21 protein-coding genes are annotated in these 16,273 nt (G+C 38.4%); 15 read left to right on the top strand and 6 right to left on the bottom strand.

What is annotated here, in order from left to right; translation table 11 throughout:
* The 8 genes from I588_RS18290 to I588_RS26970 all read left to right on the top strand — a co-directional run bounded on the left by I588_RS18290 (window position 1) and on the right by I588_RS26970 (window position 6,220).
* A complete protein-coding gene (locus I588_RS18290) occupies window positions 1-1,059 on the top strand; it encodes a tyrosine-protein phosphatase (RefSeq protein ID WP_010758341.1) in 1,059 nt (352 codons plus the stop codon).
* A gap of 178 nt (window positions 1,060-1,237) precedes the next feature.
* A complete protein-coding gene (locus tag I588_RS18285; RefSeq protein WP_010758340.1) occupies window positions 1,238-2,038 on the top strand; it encodes an SDR family oxidoreductase in 801 nt (266 codons plus the stop codon).
* A 9-nt stretch (window positions 2,039-2,047) separates the two neighbouring features.
* Window positions 2,048-2,464 carry a PTS sugar transporter subunit IIA gene (locus tag I588_RS18280; RefSeq protein ID WP_010758339.1) on the top strand — a complete coding sequence of 139 codons (417 nt, stop codon included), beginning with the start codon at window positions 2,048-2,050 and terminating at the stop codon, window positions 2,462-2,464.
* Entirely contained in the window at window positions 2,465-2,953 is a 489-nt protein-coding gene (locus tag I588_RS18275) for a mannose/fructose/sorbose PTS transporter subunit IIB (protein WP_010758338.1), read from the top strand.
* Window positions 2,954-2,972: 19 nt separating this feature from the next.
* The gene (locus I588_RS18270) at window positions 2,973-3,785 is read left to right on the top strand and encodes a PTS mannose/fructose/sorbose transporter subunit IIC (RefSeq protein ID WP_034693984.1); all 813 of its coding nucleotides are present in this window, start codon (window positions 2,973-2,975) and stop codon (window positions 3,783-3,785) included.
* A gap of 14 nt (window positions 3,786-3,799) precedes the next feature.
* On the top strand, window positions 3,800-4,654 hold the full coding sequence (locus I588_RS18265; RefSeq protein WP_010758336.1) for a mannose/fructose/sorbose PTS transporter subunit IID: 855 nt from the start codon (window positions 3,800-3,802) through the stop codon (window positions 4,652-4,654).
* Between the two features lie 16 nt (window positions 4,655-4,670).
* Entirely contained in the window at window positions 4,671-5,897 is a 1,227-nt protein-coding gene (locus tag I588_RS18260) for a zinc-binding dehydrogenase (RefSeq protein WP_010758335.1), read from the top strand.
* A gap of 176 nt (window positions 5,898-6,073) precedes the next feature.
* On the top strand, window positions 6,074-6,220 hold the full coding sequence (locus I588_RS26970) for a putative holin-like toxin (protein ID WP_010758334.1): 147 nt from the start codon (window positions 6,074-6,076) through the stop codon (window positions 6,218-6,220).
* A 341-nt stretch (window positions 6,221-6,561) separates the two neighbouring features.
* Here the strand turns inward: I588_RS26970 and I588_RS18255 are convergent, their stop codons facing one another.
* The 3 genes from I588_RS18255 to I588_RS27355 are packed head-to-tail and all read right to left on the bottom strand — an operon-like array spanning window position 6,562 to window position 7,949.
* A complete protein-coding gene (locus I588_RS18255; RefSeq protein ID WP_010758333.1) occupies window positions 6,562-7,329 on the bottom strand; it encodes an alpha/beta hydrolase in 768 nt (255 codons plus the stop codon).
* A 12-nt stretch (window positions 7,330-7,341) separates the two neighbouring features.
* Window positions 7,342-7,713, bottom strand: coding sequence for a hypothetical protein (locus tag I588_RS18250; RefSeq protein ID WP_010758332.1), 372 nt, complete (start codon window positions 7,711-7,713; stop codon window positions 7,342-7,344).
* Between the two features lie 59 nt (window positions 7,714-7,772).
* The gene (locus tag I588_RS27355) at window positions 7,773-7,949 is read right to left on the bottom strand and encodes a hypothetical protein (protein WP_155857164.1); all 177 of its coding nucleotides are present in this window, start codon (window positions 7,947-7,949) and stop codon (window positions 7,773-7,775) included.
* A gap of 376 nt (window positions 7,950-8,325) precedes the next feature.
* Here I588_RS27355 and I588_RS26515 point away from each other — a divergent pair, with 376 nt between their 5' ends.
* The 5 genes from I588_RS26515 (at window position 8,326) to I588_RS26510 (ending at window position 14,114) form a co-directional block, all read left to right on the top strand.
* Window positions 8,326-8,517, top strand: a complete 192-nt coding sequence (locus I588_RS26515) for an enterocin 1071A family bacteriocin (RefSeq protein ID WP_010758331.1) — start codon at window positions 8,326-8,328, stop codon at window positions 8,515-8,517.
* Window positions 8,518-9,042: 525 nt separating this feature from the next.
* Window positions 9,043-11,214: a peptide cleavage/export ABC transporter gene (locus I588_RS18245; protein WP_010758330.1), complete on the top strand. Its 2,172-nt coding sequence runs from the start codon at window positions 9,043-9,045 to the stop codon at window positions 11,212-11,214.
* An 84-nt stretch (window positions 11,215-11,298) separates the two neighbouring features.
* Entirely contained in the window at window positions 11,299-12,600 is a 1,302-nt protein-coding gene (locus I588_RS18240; protein WP_010758329.1) for a sensor histidine kinase, read from the top strand.
* A gap of 1 nt (window position 12,601) precedes the next feature.
* The gene (locus I588_RS18235; RefSeq protein WP_010758328.1) at window positions 12,602-13,351 is read left to right on the top strand and encodes a LytR/AlgR family response regulator transcription factor; all 750 of its coding nucleotides are present in this window, start codon (window positions 12,602-12,604) and stop codon (window positions 13,349-13,351) included.
* Window positions 13,352-13,535: 184 nt separating this feature from the next.
* A complete protein-coding gene (locus I588_RS26510; protein WP_010758327.1) occupies window positions 13,536-14,114 on the top strand; it encodes a PedC/BrcD family bacteriocin maturation disulfide isomerase in 579 nt (192 codons plus the stop codon).
* A 235-nt stretch (window positions 14,115-14,349) separates the two neighbouring features.
* Here I588_RS26510 and I588_RS18225 read toward each other — a convergent pair whose 3' ends face one another.
* Complete coding sequence (locus I588_RS18225; protein WP_010758326.1) at window positions 14,350-14,646, bottom strand: bacteriocin immunity protein; 297 nt, start codon at window positions 14,644-14,646, stop codon at window positions 14,350-14,352.
* 265 nt (window positions 14,647-14,911) lie between these two features.
* Between I588_RS18225 and I588_RS18220 the strand changes: the two genes are divergently transcribed.
* Together I588_RS18220 and I588_RS18215 are read left to right on the top strand one after the other, a co-directional pair.
* Entirely contained in the window at window positions 14,912-15,094 is a 183-nt protein-coding gene (locus I588_RS18220) for a Blp family class II bacteriocin (protein WP_010758325.1), read from the top strand.
* Window position 15,095: 1 nt separating this feature from the next.
* A complete protein-coding gene (locus tag I588_RS18215; protein ID WP_010758324.1) occupies window positions 15,096-15,401 on the top strand; it encodes a bacteriocin immunity protein in 306 nt (101 codons plus the stop codon).
* A 160-nt stretch (window positions 15,402-15,561) separates the two neighbouring features.
* On the opposite strand, the gene I588_RS18210 is transcribed toward I588_RS18215, so the two are convergent.
* Both I588_RS18210 and I588_RS27350 read right to left on the bottom strand, forming a co-directional pair.
* Window positions 15,562-15,882 (bottom strand): bacteriocin immunity family protein, encoded by a 321-nt coding sequence (locus I588_RS18210; protein WP_010758323.1) that lies wholly within the window; start codon window positions 15,880-15,882, stop codon window positions 15,562-15,564.
* Between the two features lie 89 nt (window positions 15,883-15,971).
* Window positions 15,972-16,052: a leucocin A/sakacin P family class II bacteriocin gene (locus tag I588_RS27350; RefSeq protein ID WP_245569605.1), complete on the bottom strand. Its 81-nt coding sequence runs from the start codon at window positions 16,050-16,052 to the stop codon at window positions 15,972-15,974.
* Between the last annotated feature and the right edge of the window lie 221 nt (window positions 16,053-16,273).

Genomic DNA, 16,273 nt, shown 5'->3' with positions numbered 1-16,273 from the left:
GTGATAAAACAACCATATACCTTACCAGATATTGACTTTTATCGGGAGGGTGACCAATGTGAAGTTACCTTTTTGAATCCTAACCAGCAGGCTTGTCAGCTGCTGGTTGGTAAATCTCCCGAAGAAGTAACACAAGTATTAGCAGAATCATCGTCAGCTTCCTTCACTTTTGAATTGAAAAAGGAGCAGGGGCCTTATTATTACCAAATTGCAGGAGCTGTGAATAGCCCGATCTTTGGTGAACGTTTGCTGCCATTAACAGGTGCAATCAATGTTCGAGACATGGGTGGTTACCGTACTAAAGACGGTCAGCAAGTGAAATGGGGGCTGCTGTACCGCGGCGATCAGCTGAGTCAATTGACGGAAGCCGACATTGCTTATTTGGAACGAATCAATTTCCATAGCATCATTGATTTTCGCAACGACCAGGAACGGGAGTTGAATCCCAATTATTCCTTTGCCAGTATCAAAAACTATTACAAGTGTGATCCTAATTCAACCGTTTCCGAAGCAGCCGGAGCAGTTGTCAGCTTTGAGGAAGAAAACAAATTGATTGTTAAGAATCTGGAGAATGGAGCAGTACCACCAGAGGAATTGAATGGTTCCGGCATTATTTTCCATAAAAATTATCGTGAATTTGTGACTTCAGAGCATGCTAAAGAGTCTTTTCGTGAGATGCTAAAGGCATTGCTGAAGGAAGAAAATTTACCAGCCTTCATGCATTGTCGTGGTGGTAAGGATCGAACTGGATTTGGGGCCGCGTTGATTTTAGCCGTTATTGGTGTTGAACGTGAGGAGATCATCAAGGATTATTTGATTACTCAGGATGTTCGAGAAGAACGCACAAAATTCAAAATGGCACAATATGCCAAGTATACTGACAATCAGGATGTCTTGGATTATTTAGAGGCGATGATTGATACCCGAAGAGATTATTTGGAATCCAGCTTCGCAGCAATTGATGAGACGTACGATTCAGTGGAGGACTATGTTAAAACCGCACTGGGAATTACCTCAGAAGAAATTCAAGCACTGAAAAAACTTTATTTAATTGGATAGAAAAGGCCGATGACTGAGCAAAATAGCTTGGTCATCATTTTTTTGTTTTTTAGCACAAATGTGAATTCAATTTAAATAAATTGCAAAAAGTTGTTGACAACGTTTTCTTGAGGGGCTAGAATACAAAGTGTAACAAACGTTAATTTGAAATCACAAATGTGTAAAATGGGGTGTAGAAATGGATTGGCTAGAAATAGCAGGAAAAACAGTAATTGTAACCGGCGGCTCTTCAGGGATTGGAGCAGCAATTGTCAAAACATTGTGTGAGCTAGGCGTTCAGGTGGTTAATGCTGATCTGCGTGAGGGCAGCTTTCAGCATGAGAATCTTTTATTTAGCACCACAAATGTGACAGATCCAGAATCCGTTCAGCAGACAGTTGATAAGGCAGTAGCAACCTTTGGAAAAATCGACGGCTTAGTCAATAATGCCGGCATCAATATTCCAGCCTTATTGGTAGATGAGAAACAAACTGAAGCTGGAAAATTTGAAATCAACGAAGCGATTTTCAGTAAAATGATCGACATTAATCAAAAAGGCGTTTATTTAATGGGACAGGCTGTTGGCCGAGAAATGGTCAAACAAGGGACTGGCGTAATAATCAATATGTCATCTGAGTGTGGCTTGGAAGGTTCGGAAGGTCAGAGCGTTTACGCTGCTACGAAGGCTGCTGTGAATAGCTTCACTAGATCATGGGCCAAAGAATTAGGCAAAAAGGGCATTCGGGTAGTAGGAATAGCACCGGGAATCATGGAAGAAACGGGGCTGCGCACGATTGAATATGAAACAGCTTTGGCCTATACGCGGGGAATTACGGTGGAACAATTGCGAGCAGGCTATACCAATACGAAAACAATTCCTTTAGGTCGCGATGGAAAATTAACCGAAGTAGCTGATTTAGTGGCTTATTTCCTTTCGGATCGTTCAGGCTATGTTGATGGTGTAACTGTAAATGTCGCCGGCGGCAAAACGAGAGGCTAGGTGAAGACGATGAACAAAGTAATTTTAGTCGCTCATGGCCAGCTAGCTCATGAAATGAAGCGCTCGGCCGAAATGATTTTCGGCCAGCTGCCCGATTTTCAGTCAGTGGAATTTTTGAAGGAAGAGGGCTTAGATTCGATCCAGCAAAAGATCAGCCAAGCGATGGCGGATGAATCAGCAAACTATTTAATCTTAGCGGATTTATTTTGTGGAACGCCTTATAATGCCAGCTGTGCGATTGCCATGAAAAATACGCAACAAACGATTGAGGTTGTCTCGGGAATGTCACTACCCTTAGTACTCGAGACAGCGAGCATGCTTCAAGGAAATTATTTGTCTAGTATTGTGAAACATCTTACAAGTGTTGCTGGCGATACGGTCAAATCGTTTAGAGAACAATTAATTGAGGAAGAGGAGGATTTCTAAATGCAAATTAAGTTAGCACGGATTGATGATCGGTTGATTCACGGGCAGGTGGCGACGGTTTGGGCCAAAGAAGCGGGGGCAGAACGAATCATCGTAGTAAGTGAAGAGGTAGCCAATGATGAGGTACGCCGTACATTGGTAAAACAAGCAGCCCCTCCCGGAATTAAAGCCAACATTGTTAATGTCGAAAAAGCAGTCAAGGTGTACAACAACCCCAAATATGCAGATGAAACAGTCTTTTATCTGTTTACTAACCCAGGGGAAGTCTTGGCAATGGTAGAAAACGGGGTACCGATTAAATCAATCAATATTGGCGGCATGCACTTCAAGGATGGCCGTACTCAAGTAACCAAAGCCGTTTCAATTGATCAAAAGGATGCGGCAGCATTTAGGAAGCTAGCTGAAATTGGTGTGGAGCTGGATTTACGAGTAGTGGCGACGGATGCTAAGGGTGATTTTGAAGCGAAATTAAAAGAAGCAGGTTTTTAAAGAAAGGGGTTAAGCACTGATGGAATTATCAATGATTCAAATTGTTCTTATTTTTCTTTTCTCTTGTATTTGCGGGATGGGCAGTGTGCTGGATGAATTTCAAACCCATCGTCCGTTGATCGCTTGTACGGTAGTCGGTTTGATTTTAGGCGACGTAACAACGGGAATTATTCTAGGGGGAACCTTAGAGCTGATTGCTTTAGGTTGGATGAATATCGGGGCAGCACAATCTCCAGACTCCGCCTTGGCTAGTGTTATTTCAACCATTTTAGTAGTCGTTGGGCATCAGGATATCCAAGCCGGGATCGCGATTGCTTTGCCAGTTGCGGCAGCCGGTCAAGTCTTGACGGTCTTTGCCCGGACGATTACAGTAGCCTTCCAGCATGCGGCGGATCGCGAAGCTGAGAAAGCCAACTTCAATAAGATTATTTTCATCCACTTTAGTGCGTTGTTTGTTCAAGCCTTGCGGGTAGCCATTCCGGCAACAATTGTCGCAGCCTTTGTTAGTGCAGAAATGGTAACCAATATGCTGAATATGATTCCAGATGTAGTAACTGGCGGTTTGGCAGTCGCAGGCGGCTTTATCGTAGTCGTCGGGTATGCAATGGTCTTAAACATGATGAGCGTAAAATATTTGATGCCCTTCTTCTTCTTAGGCTTTGTTTTAGGCGGATATTTAGATTTCAGCTTGCTGTCCTTCGGGATTGTGGGATTGATTATCGCTTTAGTCTACGTTCAATTAAACCCGAATTTCAAAAAGCAGGCAGCTTCTGGCGGCATGGTTGTCGCAGCAGCCGGCGGCGATTTAGCAGATGACGAATTAGAGGATTAGGAGGAGTTCAAACTATGGAAACTACGGCAACAGAAACTAAAGCACCTGTGCAATCAAAAATTACAAAACAAGACTTAATGCGCACGTTTCTTTTTTCAAACTTTCAGCAAGCATCCTTTAACTACGAACGAATTCACGCGTTAGCCTTCTGTGTGGATATGATTCCGACAATCAAACGGGTCTACCATACGAAGGAGGAGCAGGCGGAAGCATTGAAACGCAACATGACCTTCTTTAACGTCACCCCAGCAGTCTGTGGGCCAGTAATTGGTGTAACCATGGCGATGGAAGAAGCCAAAGCATCAGGTGCAGACATTGATGAAGGAACAATTAACAGCTTGAAGATTGGATTAATGGGACCGCTTTGTGGTGTAGGTGATCCGTTAGTGTGGGGAACCTTGCGGCCAATAACCGCGGCGATGGGGGCTTCCTTGGCACTAAGCGGAAATATCTTTGGCCCATTACTATTCTTCTTTGCTTTTAATGCCGTACGACTTGCCATGAAATGGTTCGGTTTAACTTACGGATTTAGAAAAGGCATGGATATCGTTGCAGATTTATCCGGCAATCTGTTGCAGAAATTAACTGAGGGTGCCACAATTCTAGGCTTGTTTATTATGGGGGTCTTGGTTACCAAGTGGACAACGATCAATATTCCACTGGTTGTTTCCAGAACGGCAGGTGCCGATGGTCAGGAAGTTATTACAACGGTCCAAAATGTATTGGATGATTTAGTTCCAGGTCTTTTAGCACTAGGTTTAACACTATTAATGATGCGCTTATTGAAGAAAAAAGTCAGCCCGATTGTATTGATCTTCGTGTTGTTTGCAGTAGGGATTATTGGCTACGGATTAGGAATTTTAGCGTAAATATTGGAGGATAACAATGAAAACGAAAGCAGTTCGATTATACGGCAAAAAAGATTTGCGATTGGAAGAATTTGAATTACCAGAAATCAAGGACAATGAGATTTTAGCCTCAGTGATTACTGACAGTATCTGTATGTCTACCTGGAAGCTGGCTAACCAAGGCGGCGACCATAAAAAAGCGCCCAACAACGTAGCAGAAAATCCGATCATTGTCGGCCATGAATTCTGTGGTGAACTGCTGGAGGTTGGCGGCAAATGGGCCCACAAATACAAAAAGGGTGAACGCTATGTTGTGCAGGCGAACCTGCAATTAGCTGATCGTCCCGATTGTCCGGGTTACTCCTATGCTTATACCGGCGGCGATGCAACCTACATTATCATTTCAGAAGATGTAATGAACCAAGATTGCTTGATTCCTTATAAAGGCGAAACCTACTTTGAAGGTTCACTAATTGAACCCTTATCTTGTGTAATTGGTGCTTTTGAGGCAAATTATCACTTAAAAGAAGGCAGCTATGAACATCAAATGGGTATCAAGCCAGATGGTAATTTGCTAATTATGGGTGGTACTGGTCCAATGGGTCTGCTAGCTATTGATTACGCACTGCATGGGCCGATTCGTCCCAAACAATTGATTGTCACCGACCGCGATCCTGACAAATTAGCTCGAGCAGAAAAGCTATACCCAAGCCAAGACGGTATTACGGTTCAATATGTGAATGTTGGGGCAGTCGAAGATCAGGTCGCTTTGCTTAAAGAAAAAATCGGCGGTGGATTTGACGATATCTTTGTGATGGTACCAGCTGAACAGGTGGTAACGGATGCCGCAGATATGCTGAATCCCGACGGCTGCTTAAACTTCTTTGCTGGTCCGCAAAACAAGGAATTTTCAGCTAAAGTGAACTTTTACGATGTACATTATTCCTTTACCCATTTTGTAGGAACTTCAGGCGGCAACACCGAAGACATGCGCAAAGCGGTGAAGCTGATTGAAGACAAACAGGTGAAGGTAGCCAACGTGGTTACCCACATTCTAGGCTTAGATGCTGTGGCTGAAACAACCTTGAACCAACCAGCAATTGGCGGTGGGAAAAAACTGGTTTACACTCACAAGCAAAGTGAATTAACCAAGCTTTCCGAAATTGATCCAGCCTCTGAATTGGGTGAAATTCTAGCCAAAACGGATGGCATCTGGAGCAAAGAAGCCGAAGAGTATGTGCTGAAAAGTTATCCGGAAATATAAAAAATGAAAGACTAGCCGATCGGTTTTCCTGCCGAATCGACTAGTCTTTTTATGTGACGGAAAAACAAAACAAACTTAAAAGTATCTAGTGATAACGGTTACTTTTACTGTTATAATAAAGAAGCTAACAGATAACTGAATCGTGAACGGTGGCTATCTCTTGGGAGGTGGTACTTATGGAGATAAGTACGAAATCTGAAGAAGGGAGAGGCCTTTTGTCAACAGCTGAAGCTTTGCAGCTAATGCTGGCATTTGGTGGCTTTGTGCTAACCTTTGTCGGCGTAGTTGTAGCTTTGATTGAATTAAAAGACAAAAGAAAATAACCGTTCAGCGACTCCAAGCTGTAGTACGGTTATTTTCTTTAAATAATTAAACTATAGCTGCCGTTCTTGAAGCGGTGTTCAAGTTAGCATGAGGGGCATGTTACCAGCATGCTCCTTTTACACCCCTATAATAGCATTTTTCGCTTAAAAAGTACATAGAATCAGCGTCAAGGATAAACACAACAGAACCAATTTTCACTAAGAAAATAAAGCGACAAATAGTCTTGTACAAGCAACCCCAAAAAGTTCAAAGTCATCTTCTACTACGAGAAATTACCACAATATAAAAAATGAAAGACTAGCCGATCGGTTTTCCTGCCGAATCGACTAGTCTTTTTGTCCTACAAATAGCTTTTTAGAAATTGGATCGTGTTGGCATACGCTTCTTCAGTATAGCCTTCACCATGGACGGTTCCTTTAATAAGTTTGGTTTCTGAGGGAACACCTTGTGCTGCCAAAGCTTCCTGCAGCTTGTAGACACCTGATAAAGGAACCAGCTCGTTCAAAGAGTTAGCGATGAAAAGCGGACCACTGCTTGCGGATACCCGGGACAAGGGATCGGCGAGCTTTAGTAAGTCCATATCTTGATTCACATAGTTTAAAATGAACCATTTATAAAACGGATCGTTGAAGCCATCCTGATCAATTTTTGCACTATCCTGTTGGTCAAAGTGAGGCTTCTGGTTCTGTGCGGCAATTACTTCAGGATGCTTAACTACCCAATCGTACAAATCAATAATGCCCGACCAAGAGGCTGCGGGTATTCCTTTAGCCAAAGCCAGTTCAATCGCTAAATTCCCACCAGCTGAAGAACCTAAAGCTGCTATTTTTCCTTCTATAGTATAGTCACTAACAAGCAACCAATCATAGACCGCTAAAATATCCTCCCTAGCAGCTGGAAAAATATGATCCGGTGCTAAACGATAATTGGGAGCGATAACCAGAAAATGATCAGCCGCCAGCCGTTCCGCTAGAGCAGTTTCCTTACTTTTATCTCCTCGAAACCAGCCGCCACCGTGAATCAAAATAATCGCGGATTCGATTTTATCAGGCTCATAAATGTCTAAAGTTAGTTGATTCTTTTCATCATAAACAACATCTTTCTTCATTCCAATGCCTCCCTAAATTAGATCGTTCTCAGGTGTTCTTTCTGGCTGCAATGCTGCTATTTTTTGTAAAACCGCCAATAACTCTTGATGAGCCTGATCATATTGATCAATTTGATCACCAAATTCTTGATTAAATCCGTCCAAGCCACCTTTTACAAAGGAATATTCGTACTGATAAACAGCATCATATGCCCGAGTAAATTGCTTCAATAATTCGGTCTGCTGATCCAACTGTAACGCCATTTGAATCGTACGAAAATCGGTGTAGCCCAGCTCAAACTGAACCGCCCAAATCCGCATAAATTCATGCTGATTTTTGATGTGTAAAAAATGATGCTCCGTGTTCCATGTTAAATTTTTGATTGCGCCTAAAACATCTAGCATTTTCCTGCCTGCTTTCTGTAAATACTTAAAGGGTCGATTATTCGTTTACACTGTTCAATCTACTCCAACTTTTCTTTTTTATAAAACATTTTTGCTTGTGAAGGGCTGTCTTTAATGATGTTCCCGATCCAATTGATTTTGAAACCATTTTTGAATCTCTTGATTCTACTATCGGAGGGTAAAGGATGCTGATTGTTGTGGATAGGCGGTACTAATTGCTGGACTGGTTCACGCAATTGCAGCACTCCCCATCAAACCAAAAGAAATCGACAGGATGGATATTTTGAACAACCAGTTTTTCTTTTCCATAAAAAATTTCTTTCTGTGCTTTTTTATTATGAGGAATTTTTTTGAGATAGGTCCATTATCCGCTTCTACAAAAGTGTTCAAAAAGTAAAACGCAGCAACGCGTTCTTATGCGACATATTTCGAAAACTAATTGAAGAATTAAATTTTTTTTATTTAGCATTCTGGAATAGTAGATTTTTCCTAATTGCCAATCTAATAATCCTAGAAAACCATTTTAAGACGCTTTTTTTATATTACAGGATGATCTCGGATATTCTACAAAATTTCATGATAAGGTTTAAATATCAAAAGAAAGGTAAGTGAATGATCATGGAAAAAACAAAAGTATTAAATGTTAAAGAAATGAAAAAAGTTATCGGAGGCAACGATGTATCTTGTGCAGTTGGGATTGCTGTAGGAGCGGGTGCTGGAGGAGTCATCGGAGCTATCGGCGGACTTCTAACAGAATGTGTACAATGGGGGTATAATGAAACGCCTCAACATGGTTGGAACTAGAACGGCGGTTTTATCATGATTAATAAAAGTAGCTATCCCTCAACAATTTATTCGTTTAAGAATATTTTCTTTCGATTTGGATTAATCGGGATATTTTTAGTTGAACTATTTGGAAAATCTACAATTTTTAAAAGCAGAATAAGGATCTTCGTTTTATTTGTTTTATCATTTCTGGTGGTATTTGAGTCTATTTATGTACTTGGAGTGATACTAAATTTTTGGACACTTGAAATACTGATCTGTTCATTTATCCTAATTTTAAGCATAGGATACGGCAGTTGGGCAGTTTCTTTTTTCTATGAAAATGATTAATATAAGTGTTTTGAATAAAAGATCAGTATTTGAGAGTACTCTGTTATTAGTCAGAGTACTCTATTTGTTCATTACAATCACTCAATTACCAGTGATACTGGTGGATAATCTTAGGATCATATTTTTAGATTACAAGATACTATCTCCTTTTCTGTTTTCTTTTAAGCTATTCTTCTACCAATAGAAAAATTGAGAATTGGAGATAAACTCATTATGACTAAGTTTAAGCTAATTAAGCAGCACGATGAAAAAGATTGCGGGATCGCCTGTATAGCGATGGTATTAGGGAACTATAATTCATCCATTCCAATGAGTAAATTACGGCTGATGTCTGGTACAAATAATCAGGGTACATCTGCCTTTGGACTTGTTACGGCTTTAGAATCGCTGAATTTTAAATGTAAGGTGTTTCAAACAAACCATTCGATATGGAACGAAGAGGAGTTAACATTTCCACTAATTGCACATGTTAAGCTTGATAATTCTTATCTGCATTATGTTGTTGTTTATGGAAAAAAAGAAGGGGATTTACTTATTGCTGATCCTGCAAGAGGAAAGCTGAAAATGACTATAGAGGATTTCTGCAAAGATTGGACTGGTATCCTAATGGTTGCTCAACCTAATGATAAGTACACTCCAACCAATATACCATCCAATGGGCTACTCTCCTTTATACCATTACTGACTAATCACAAAAAGATGATTTTCGGGATCATACTACTTTCATTTATTTTGACTGGTTTTGGTATTGTTGGCTCTTATTATTTTCAGCTCATTATAGATCAAATCGTACCCTCTGCGTCCATCAATCTATTAAATATTGTAAGCATTGGTCTGATAACTATGTATGCACTACAAGCTCTTTTCACTTATTTCAAGCAATACTTGCTAATTTTACTAGGTCAGCGATTAAGCAAATCAATCATGCTTAAGTACTTCAAGCATGTACTACACTTACCAATGAACTTTTTTTCAACAAGAAAAACCGGCGAAATCATCTCGAGATTTTTAGATGCAACAAAGATAATTGATGCTTTAGCAAATGCAACATTGTCGTTATTTCTTGATGTTTCAATGGTCCTTTTGATTGGCGCTGCATTATATATGCAAAATCATCTCTTGTTCCTGATCAGTTTAGCTACAACCCCTATTTATGTGGCTATTGTTTTTGCTTTTATGAAGCCCTTCGACAAACTAAATGAAGATCAGATGGAGGCTGGAGCAAATGTTAATTCTCGTATCATTGAAAGTCTAAAAGGCATTGAAACAATAAAATCCTTCAACGCGATTGATCAGGTTTATATTAAAGTAGAAGATCAGTTCTCGAAAATGATGAACAAAACGTTCAAAAATTTGAACTTAGAGAATGTTCAATCAAATCTAAAAGTTGCTCTTCAAGTTATCAGCTCCACTATACTTTTATGGATAGGAACATCATTGGTTCTTAAAGGAGTTTTGTCTCTAGGCCAATTAATCACCTATAATGCACTGATGTCCTTTTTTACAACCCCATTGCAAAATATCATCAATCTTCAAGTAAAAATTCAAACAGCTAAAGTCGCCAATGATCGGTTAAATGAAGTTTTTTATTTGGAGCAAGAATCGCTGGAAGACAATCTTTCTGATAATTTATCGGAAACATTTACTTCAATGAGTACTCCAATAATTGAATTTCAAAACGTTTCTTTTGCTTATGGATTTGAAGAGAATGTTCTAAAAAACGTGTCGCTTTCAATTGAAAAAAATTCAAAGGTTGCGCTGGTTGGTATGAGCGGCTCTGGTAAATCGACATTGGCCAAATTGCTCATGAATTTTTATAGTGATAAAGAAGGGGAAATCTTATTTAAGGGTAAAGAGCTTGGTATTATTAGTCGATCTAAATTAAGAGAAACAATTAGTTACGTTTCTCAGGAGTCCTTCTTTTTTAGTGGAACTATCTATGAAAATTTAGTATTTGGTTTAAATCAGGAGCCTTCTGAAGAACAGATCAATTGGGCATGTGAAATGGCTCAGATAAAAGACTACATAGCGAACCTTCCCTTAAACTATCAATTCCTAATTGAAGAGGGCGCCGGAAATTTATCAGGAGGACAAAAGCAGCGTTTAGCTATTGCGAGAGCTTTGTTGCGAGGCTCTGAAATACTGATACTGGATGAGGCGACTAGTGGATTGGATACGCGATCAGAACATATCATTGTTCAGAATTTAATGGGTATGAGTAATCTAACAGTTTTGTTTATCGCTCATCATTTATCAATTGCTAAAGAATGTGATCAAGTAATCGTTTTAGAAGAGGGAAGTATTGTCGAAACCGGTAGCCACCAGCAGCTAAGAGCATTACAAGGAATCTATGAGAATCTATGGGAAATGATGGCGATTGCATAAAAATAGTATGTAGGGTTAATTGCCATATAATTTTGAATTAATTCTTGTTATAATGAAACATCAAATGTAGCAGGAAGTGATTTTATGGATGCTTTAGAATATCTACCTACCTATTTCAGGGAGTTTATTGACTTACTTTTACTATTTGTTTTGGTCGGACTATGCACCAATATTCGAAACAAGTCATTTTATATTGTCTTGTTTATCCTCGCTTTCCCGCTTACATTGCTTTATATTACAGACTCTCTGCTGACTTGGATCGTCCTACTAGTGATTTTTAGTATATTGCGGAGGTCTTTATGGAAAGAAAATCCTCAATTAAGAATAGATGACCTTTTAGGATTTTTACATGTTTTCGCCATTTATGGAATAACCAACCTCTTCTCATCGATTATTGTAACCTCCATTTTTAATGGATTATCAATAAATAATGAGATGACTTCACCAGTTGTGATTTGTTTTCATTGGGTTTGCGCGATAACGCTTGGCTGGATCGGAAGGAAAAGGATACTGAGTCAACCATATACCCTAGAGGAAAAAAAGATTTATACAATACAATTAGGCGTTTTTTTAGCTTTCTCTTATTTGTTTACTGAGATACTGACACGAATGCAGGTTTTAGGTGTCTTTCAGTTTGTCTTAGTTGGATTCATCGTTGCACAGTTTGCTTTTACAATCACGTTCACTTTTCTCGCGATTAAGAGAAACCAAAAGAAGTTAGAACTTCAAAATTTAAAAGAACAGATGAAGATGATGGATGCTTATATGAGAGATGTGGAAGAAAACTATCAGACATTAAGAAAATTTCGTCATGATTATAACAATTTACTGCTTGGATTGAGAGCGCAGCCACACGACTCAGACATTAATCAGCAGTATTTGGAGGAGATGATTGAGTATTCTCATCAGATGATGGATTCAAGCGTAATGCGGTTTTCAGGGATCAACAACTTGAAAATTTCTTCCGTCAAGTCTTTAATGATCGCCAAGCTGTCACAGGCTGAACAGTCTCAGCTAAAGGTGAATTTTGAGTGTCTGATTCCAGTTGAAGCAGTCGATTTGGATGAAGTGAAACTGATTCGAATCGTAGGTATTTTGATTGATAATGCGATCGAAGCAGCACAAGAATCACAACAGAAGAAACTTAGTGTACTTATTATCAACACACAAGAAGCGGTCGAGTTTTCGATCGAGAATTCTTACAGTGGAAATCTCCCATCCTTGCAGGCAATGAATCAGGCAGGATTCAGCAGTAAAGGAAAGGGAAGAGGACTGGGGCTCGCCAATATCCAAGAAATTCTCAGTGGTAGTCCACAAGCTGAAATGACACATTATGCATCAGATGGCGTTTTTGTTTCTACACTTAGCATAAGAAAGAGTGAATAACATGACATTACCAATTATTTTATGTGATGATGACATCATTCTCATGTCCCATTATAAAGGAATCATTGAAAACTGGATCATGATCAATGATTTTGATATGAAACTAGTCTTAGCTACAACAGATCCGAAAGATATTTTTTTATTCTTGGAAAAGAATGCATTAACCAATAGTCTCTTCTTCTTAGATATAGATTTAGGGAAACAATTAACGGGTATCGATGTTGCGCAGAAGATCAGAAGCGAAAATGAGTTTGCTCAGATCGTTTTCATCACCTCCCATCAAGAATTAGCCTTAGAAACCTTGAAACGACAAATAGCGCCATTGGACTATATCGTAAAAGGGGACAATGAAAAGTCCCAAATAGAAGAAATCTTGACTGGACGTCATAAGCAAACGTTTGTAGATCGTCAGTTCAACGAGCGTCATCTGTCTTTAATGATTGGATCAAGGAATTTTCGGGTGGATATATCAGCCATCTACTTTCTGGAAGCTTCCGTCACCCCTCATAAAGTTGTATTGTATGGAGAAAATATGATGTATGAGTTTTATGGAAAGATGAATGATTTAGAGCAAGAATATCCAGAATTAATTCGTATTCACAAGTCGTTCTTGATTAATCCGAACCAGGTAAAGGCAGTGGACTACAAAACTCGAATCATCTATTTTCCGGAAGAGTATACATGTTCTTTTCCATTGTCTAAATCCAAATTATTAAAAAAGACCATCGATGGACTAGAAAGCACTTCTTGAGTGATAATAATTTTTAGAACGGGGATTGATAGCTGCTTTGTCTTCTGTTTGAGGCTATGTGCATACGTAGTCTCATTTTTCAACCTCCCATTTCATGATATATTCTTTTCATTTCAGGATGAATTAAACAATGGTGCCTTTAAAATCCTTATACTTCAATTATTGAATATAAGGAGTGGTACAAATGACAGTAAAGAATACTAGTTCAAAAGACGATTTTAAAGAAAGTTGGAAAGCGGAAAAGGTTGATAGGAAATTTGTTCGCATTATTGCTTTATTATTTTGTGGTGTACTCGCAGCAACATTCTTACCACAGTCGACTTTAGCAGCGGAAACGGAAACTACAGCAGTAAATATGGAAGACAATTATCAGACTGCCGAAGAAGTAACGGAAGAGCAATATTTACAAAATATTACCGGTATCAAAGAATTGAATGAACAGGAGCTAGTTAGCGTCATAAAGAGCGACTCATCGTATTTTTTGTATATTGGCTACAAGTATTGTCCACATTGCAGAGAGTTCTCAAAAGTTCTTAATCAATTTAAAAGCACGAGTACATTACCGATCTATTATGTAAATTTAGAAAAAACGTATGGTCTAGGTTTATCAAGCGAAGATCAACAAATACTAAATTCATTTATTATTGAAACAATAAATCTACAGTACACACCTACATTTGTTCGTATTGAACACCAAAAACCTGTAGATGGCTTTATTGGTTCAGCGACAACATTAGACGATTTACAAGCAATAAATTATTGATCAACATGAAACCAAAAAGAAGCAAAAAGGACATCTAGTTAGGTGCCCTTTTTGCAATAAATCATGCTAACTATTATTGAGTTAATTATTGTTTTCTAAAGTTTTAAGCCAAAACTATCCTATAATGGTTCTTGAGGAGGACAAAAAAGGAATCTAGAGACTCGATCCCTAATCATTTTTTTCAATTCCTGTTCAAAATAACCTGTTCTATTGTTTAACCAAAAAAGACGGGTATTTAATAGCCATATCTGATATTAGAAAGAGATCCCAATTCCTTTAGCTTTTCAGACTCCGAAATTGTTAAAGAGAGATGATCTTTTCTGATACAATTGGCTATGTCAACATTCATTCTGCTCAAAATGAATGGCACAGATTGTTTATGTCCGACTAATTCGTTCTTATAGCTGACAAGTACATTTTTCAAATTTTGGCTATTTGAATCTTTGTCCAACTCGTTCAAAATATCAACAATCAATTTTACCGCTTGATAACTCCGATCGTTTCCTCCAGAGAACCATTTTATCTTTACCATAATCCACACTCCTGCATTTGAAATTCTCATCTCAATATTTTGTTTACAAAAACACTATAGCAAAGCAGCGTTTAGAAGTGTGTTAAAAATCGTGAAATGTCACAAATATATCTTGAACTGAAAAAGCGTTCTTTACTGAATAAGGTTCATCAAATTCGTGTGATGATTTTAAGATAAATAATTTAGGTTTTAGGACATTTTGAACTCTAGTAAGCTGAAAAGCATTAATCTATAGATGTACCAACTATGAAAGGAAATGATTGAAATGAAAGCATCAAAAGAAATGACAAAAAACGAAATGAAAAGTGTTATCGGAGGTACCTACTACGGAAATGGAGTATCTTGCGGCAAGACAACTTGTACTGTAGATTGGGCAGCGGCTGGAACTTGTATCGCTCAAATATCAATCGGCGGTTTTTTGGGCGGAGCAATCCCAGGAAAGTGTTAGTATGATTAAGGAGGATCTTCAGCAAACCGTACATGAACTATTCAATAGTCTTTCCAAAAGTGACTCAACTGAATATCAAGAAATTTTAGAGGTACTGCAAAAAGTTTACTTACGTCTACAAAAAGATGAATCAGTTGAAGCTTTAGCGAATAGGTTAGCAAATTTTATCTATTTTAAGGCTTATACTGAGAAAATTCATTTTACTAAGGATCAAGACAAGATGATTCAAAAAATCAGTTCCATTGGAAAATATGCTGGATTAAATGGTTCGTATCGTGCTGATTATGGTGATAAATCTCAATTTTAGGTTGAAAAGAACAGCTTAGGCTGTTCTTTTGTCGTCAAAAGGTACTTGAATAGAACAATCGCAACGCGATTAGTCAAGAATCTAGTCATCGAAAAAAGTCAGCACTTTAATCATGCTGGCTTTACGTTGTTTTATCGCTATTAATGTGTGATTCAAAAGTTTAGTTGAATGAACCAAACGTGTATTGTGTAGCGATCATTCCATACCCGATATTTAAATCACGTAATCGTTTTTGATCTAACTTTTTCAGCTTATCATAAATATACTGATATAGAACTCTGTTTTCCTTTGGAAGGCTCATCGGCACCATATAATTCTCATGATAGCTTTTGTATAAATAGGTACAAACAGTTAGCTCCTCTTCGCCATCCATGATTTTTTTAGCGCATGTTAGCAAAGCTTCTTTATATTTTTTGGGTTGATTGGATAGATCTTCATTATATGATTTATCAATCAAATCAAAGAGTATTTTGTGATTCATTTTTTATCCTCCTAAATATGAAGTAAAGGCTTAATTTTGACGGATACCTGTCAAACCATCAACAAGAGAATTTCCCCAGCGGTTCAAGCTTATCCCCAGTTTACAGAGCAAGTATTTTTACCACATGGGATTCCATTTCCGTAGTAAGTTCCTTTAATAACACTTTTCATTTCAATCATTTCCTTTCATAGTTGGTACATATATAGATTAATCTCTATTGTTCTTTGTATGCTGAAAAAATCTTGAAATCACACTATCCTATCCTGAGTTAATTCAAAAAACAGGTAGTCAATGAAAATTTGTACCTGGTCGAATGATTCGTCAGTATTTGATAAGTCACGGAGCCTCGTTCTAAACAAAAGACCTTATTAAAAGAGGTTGCAATAAGAAA

This window comes from Enterococcus pallens ATCC BAA-351 (assembly GCF_000407485.1).
Taxonomy (GTDB): Bacteria; Bacillota; Bacilli; order Lactobacillales; family Enterococcaceae; genus Enterococcus_A; species Enterococcus_A pallens.
The sequence above is the reverse complement of the archived record's forward strand: the minus strand, read 5'-3'. Positions and strand labels throughout refer to the sequence as shown.

Excerpts from the sequence above, each read along its gene's own strand:
- I588_RS26970 (WP_010758334.1), top strand. The coding sequence starts at position 6,074 with ATGGAGATAAGTACGAAATCTGAAGAAGGGAGAGGCCTTTTGTCAACA.
- I588_RS26510 (WP_010758327.1), top strand. The coding sequence starts at position 13,536 with ATGACAGTAAAGAATACTAGTTCAAAAGACGATTTTAAAGAAAGTTGG.
- I588_RS18245 (WP_010758330.1), top strand. The coding sequence starts at position 9,043 with ATGACTAAGTTTAAGCTAATTAAGCAGCACGATGAAAAAGATTGCGGG.
- I588_RS26515 (WP_010758331.1), top strand. The coding sequence starts at position 8,326 with ATGATCATGGAAAAAACAAAAGTATTAAATGTTAAAGAAATGAAAAAA.
- I588_RS18210 (WP_010758323.1), bottom strand. The coding sequence starts at position 15,882 with ATGAATCACAAAATACTCTTTGATTTGATTGATAAATCATATAATGAA.
- I588_RS18215 (WP_010758324.1), top strand. The coding sequence starts at position 15,096 with ATGATTAAGGAGGATCTTCAGCAAACCGTACATGAACTATTCAATAGT.
- I588_RS18260 (WP_010758335.1), top strand. The coding sequence starts at position 4,671 with ATGAAAACGAAAGCAGTTCGATTATACGGCAAAAAAGATTTGCGATTG.
- I588_RS18265 (WP_010758336.1), top strand. The coding sequence starts at position 3,800 with ATGGAAACTACGGCAACAGAAACTAAAGCACCTGTGCAATCAAAAATT.
- I588_RS18225 (WP_010758326.1), bottom strand. The coding sequence starts at position 14,646 with ATGGTAAAGATAAAATGGTTCTCTGGAGGAAACGATCGGAGTTATCAA.
- I588_RS18255 (WP_010758333.1), bottom strand. The coding sequence starts at position 7,329 with ATGAAGAAAGATGTTGTTTATGATGAAAAGAATCAACTAACTTTAGAC.
- I588_RS18280 (WP_010758339.1), top strand. The coding sequence starts at position 2,048 with ATGAACAAAGTAATTTTAGTCGCTCATGGCCAGCTAGCTCATGAAATG.
- I588_RS18285 (WP_010758340.1), top strand. The coding sequence starts at position 1,238 with ATGGATTGGCTAGAAATAGCAGGAAAAACAGTAATTGTAACCGGCGGC.
- I588_RS18270 (WP_034693984.1), top strand. The coding sequence starts at position 2,973 with ATGGAATTATCAATGATTCAAATTGTTCTTATTTTTCTTTTCTCTTGT.
- I588_RS27350 (WP_245569605.1), bottom strand. The coding sequence starts at position 16,052 with ATGAAAAGTGTTATTAAAGGAACTTACTACGGAAATGGAATCCCATGT.
- I588_RS18250 (WP_010758332.1), bottom strand. The coding sequence starts at position 7,713 with ATGCTAGATGTTTTAGGCGCAATCAAAAATTTAACATGGAACACGGAG.
- I588_RS18235 (WP_010758328.1), top strand. The coding sequence starts at position 12,602 with ATGACATTACCAATTATTTTATGTGATGATGACATCATTCTCATGTCC.
- I588_RS18275 (WP_010758338.1), top strand. The coding sequence starts at position 2,465 with ATGCAAATTAAGTTAGCACGGATTGATGATCGGTTGATTCACGGGCAG.
- I588_RS18220 (WP_010758325.1), top strand. The coding sequence starts at position 14,912 with ATGAAAGCATCAAAAGAAATGACAAAAAACGAAATGAAAAGTGTTATC.
- I588_RS18240 (WP_010758329.1), top strand. The coding sequence starts at position 11,299 with ATGGATGCTTTAGAATATCTACCTACCTATTTCAGGGAGTTTATTGAC.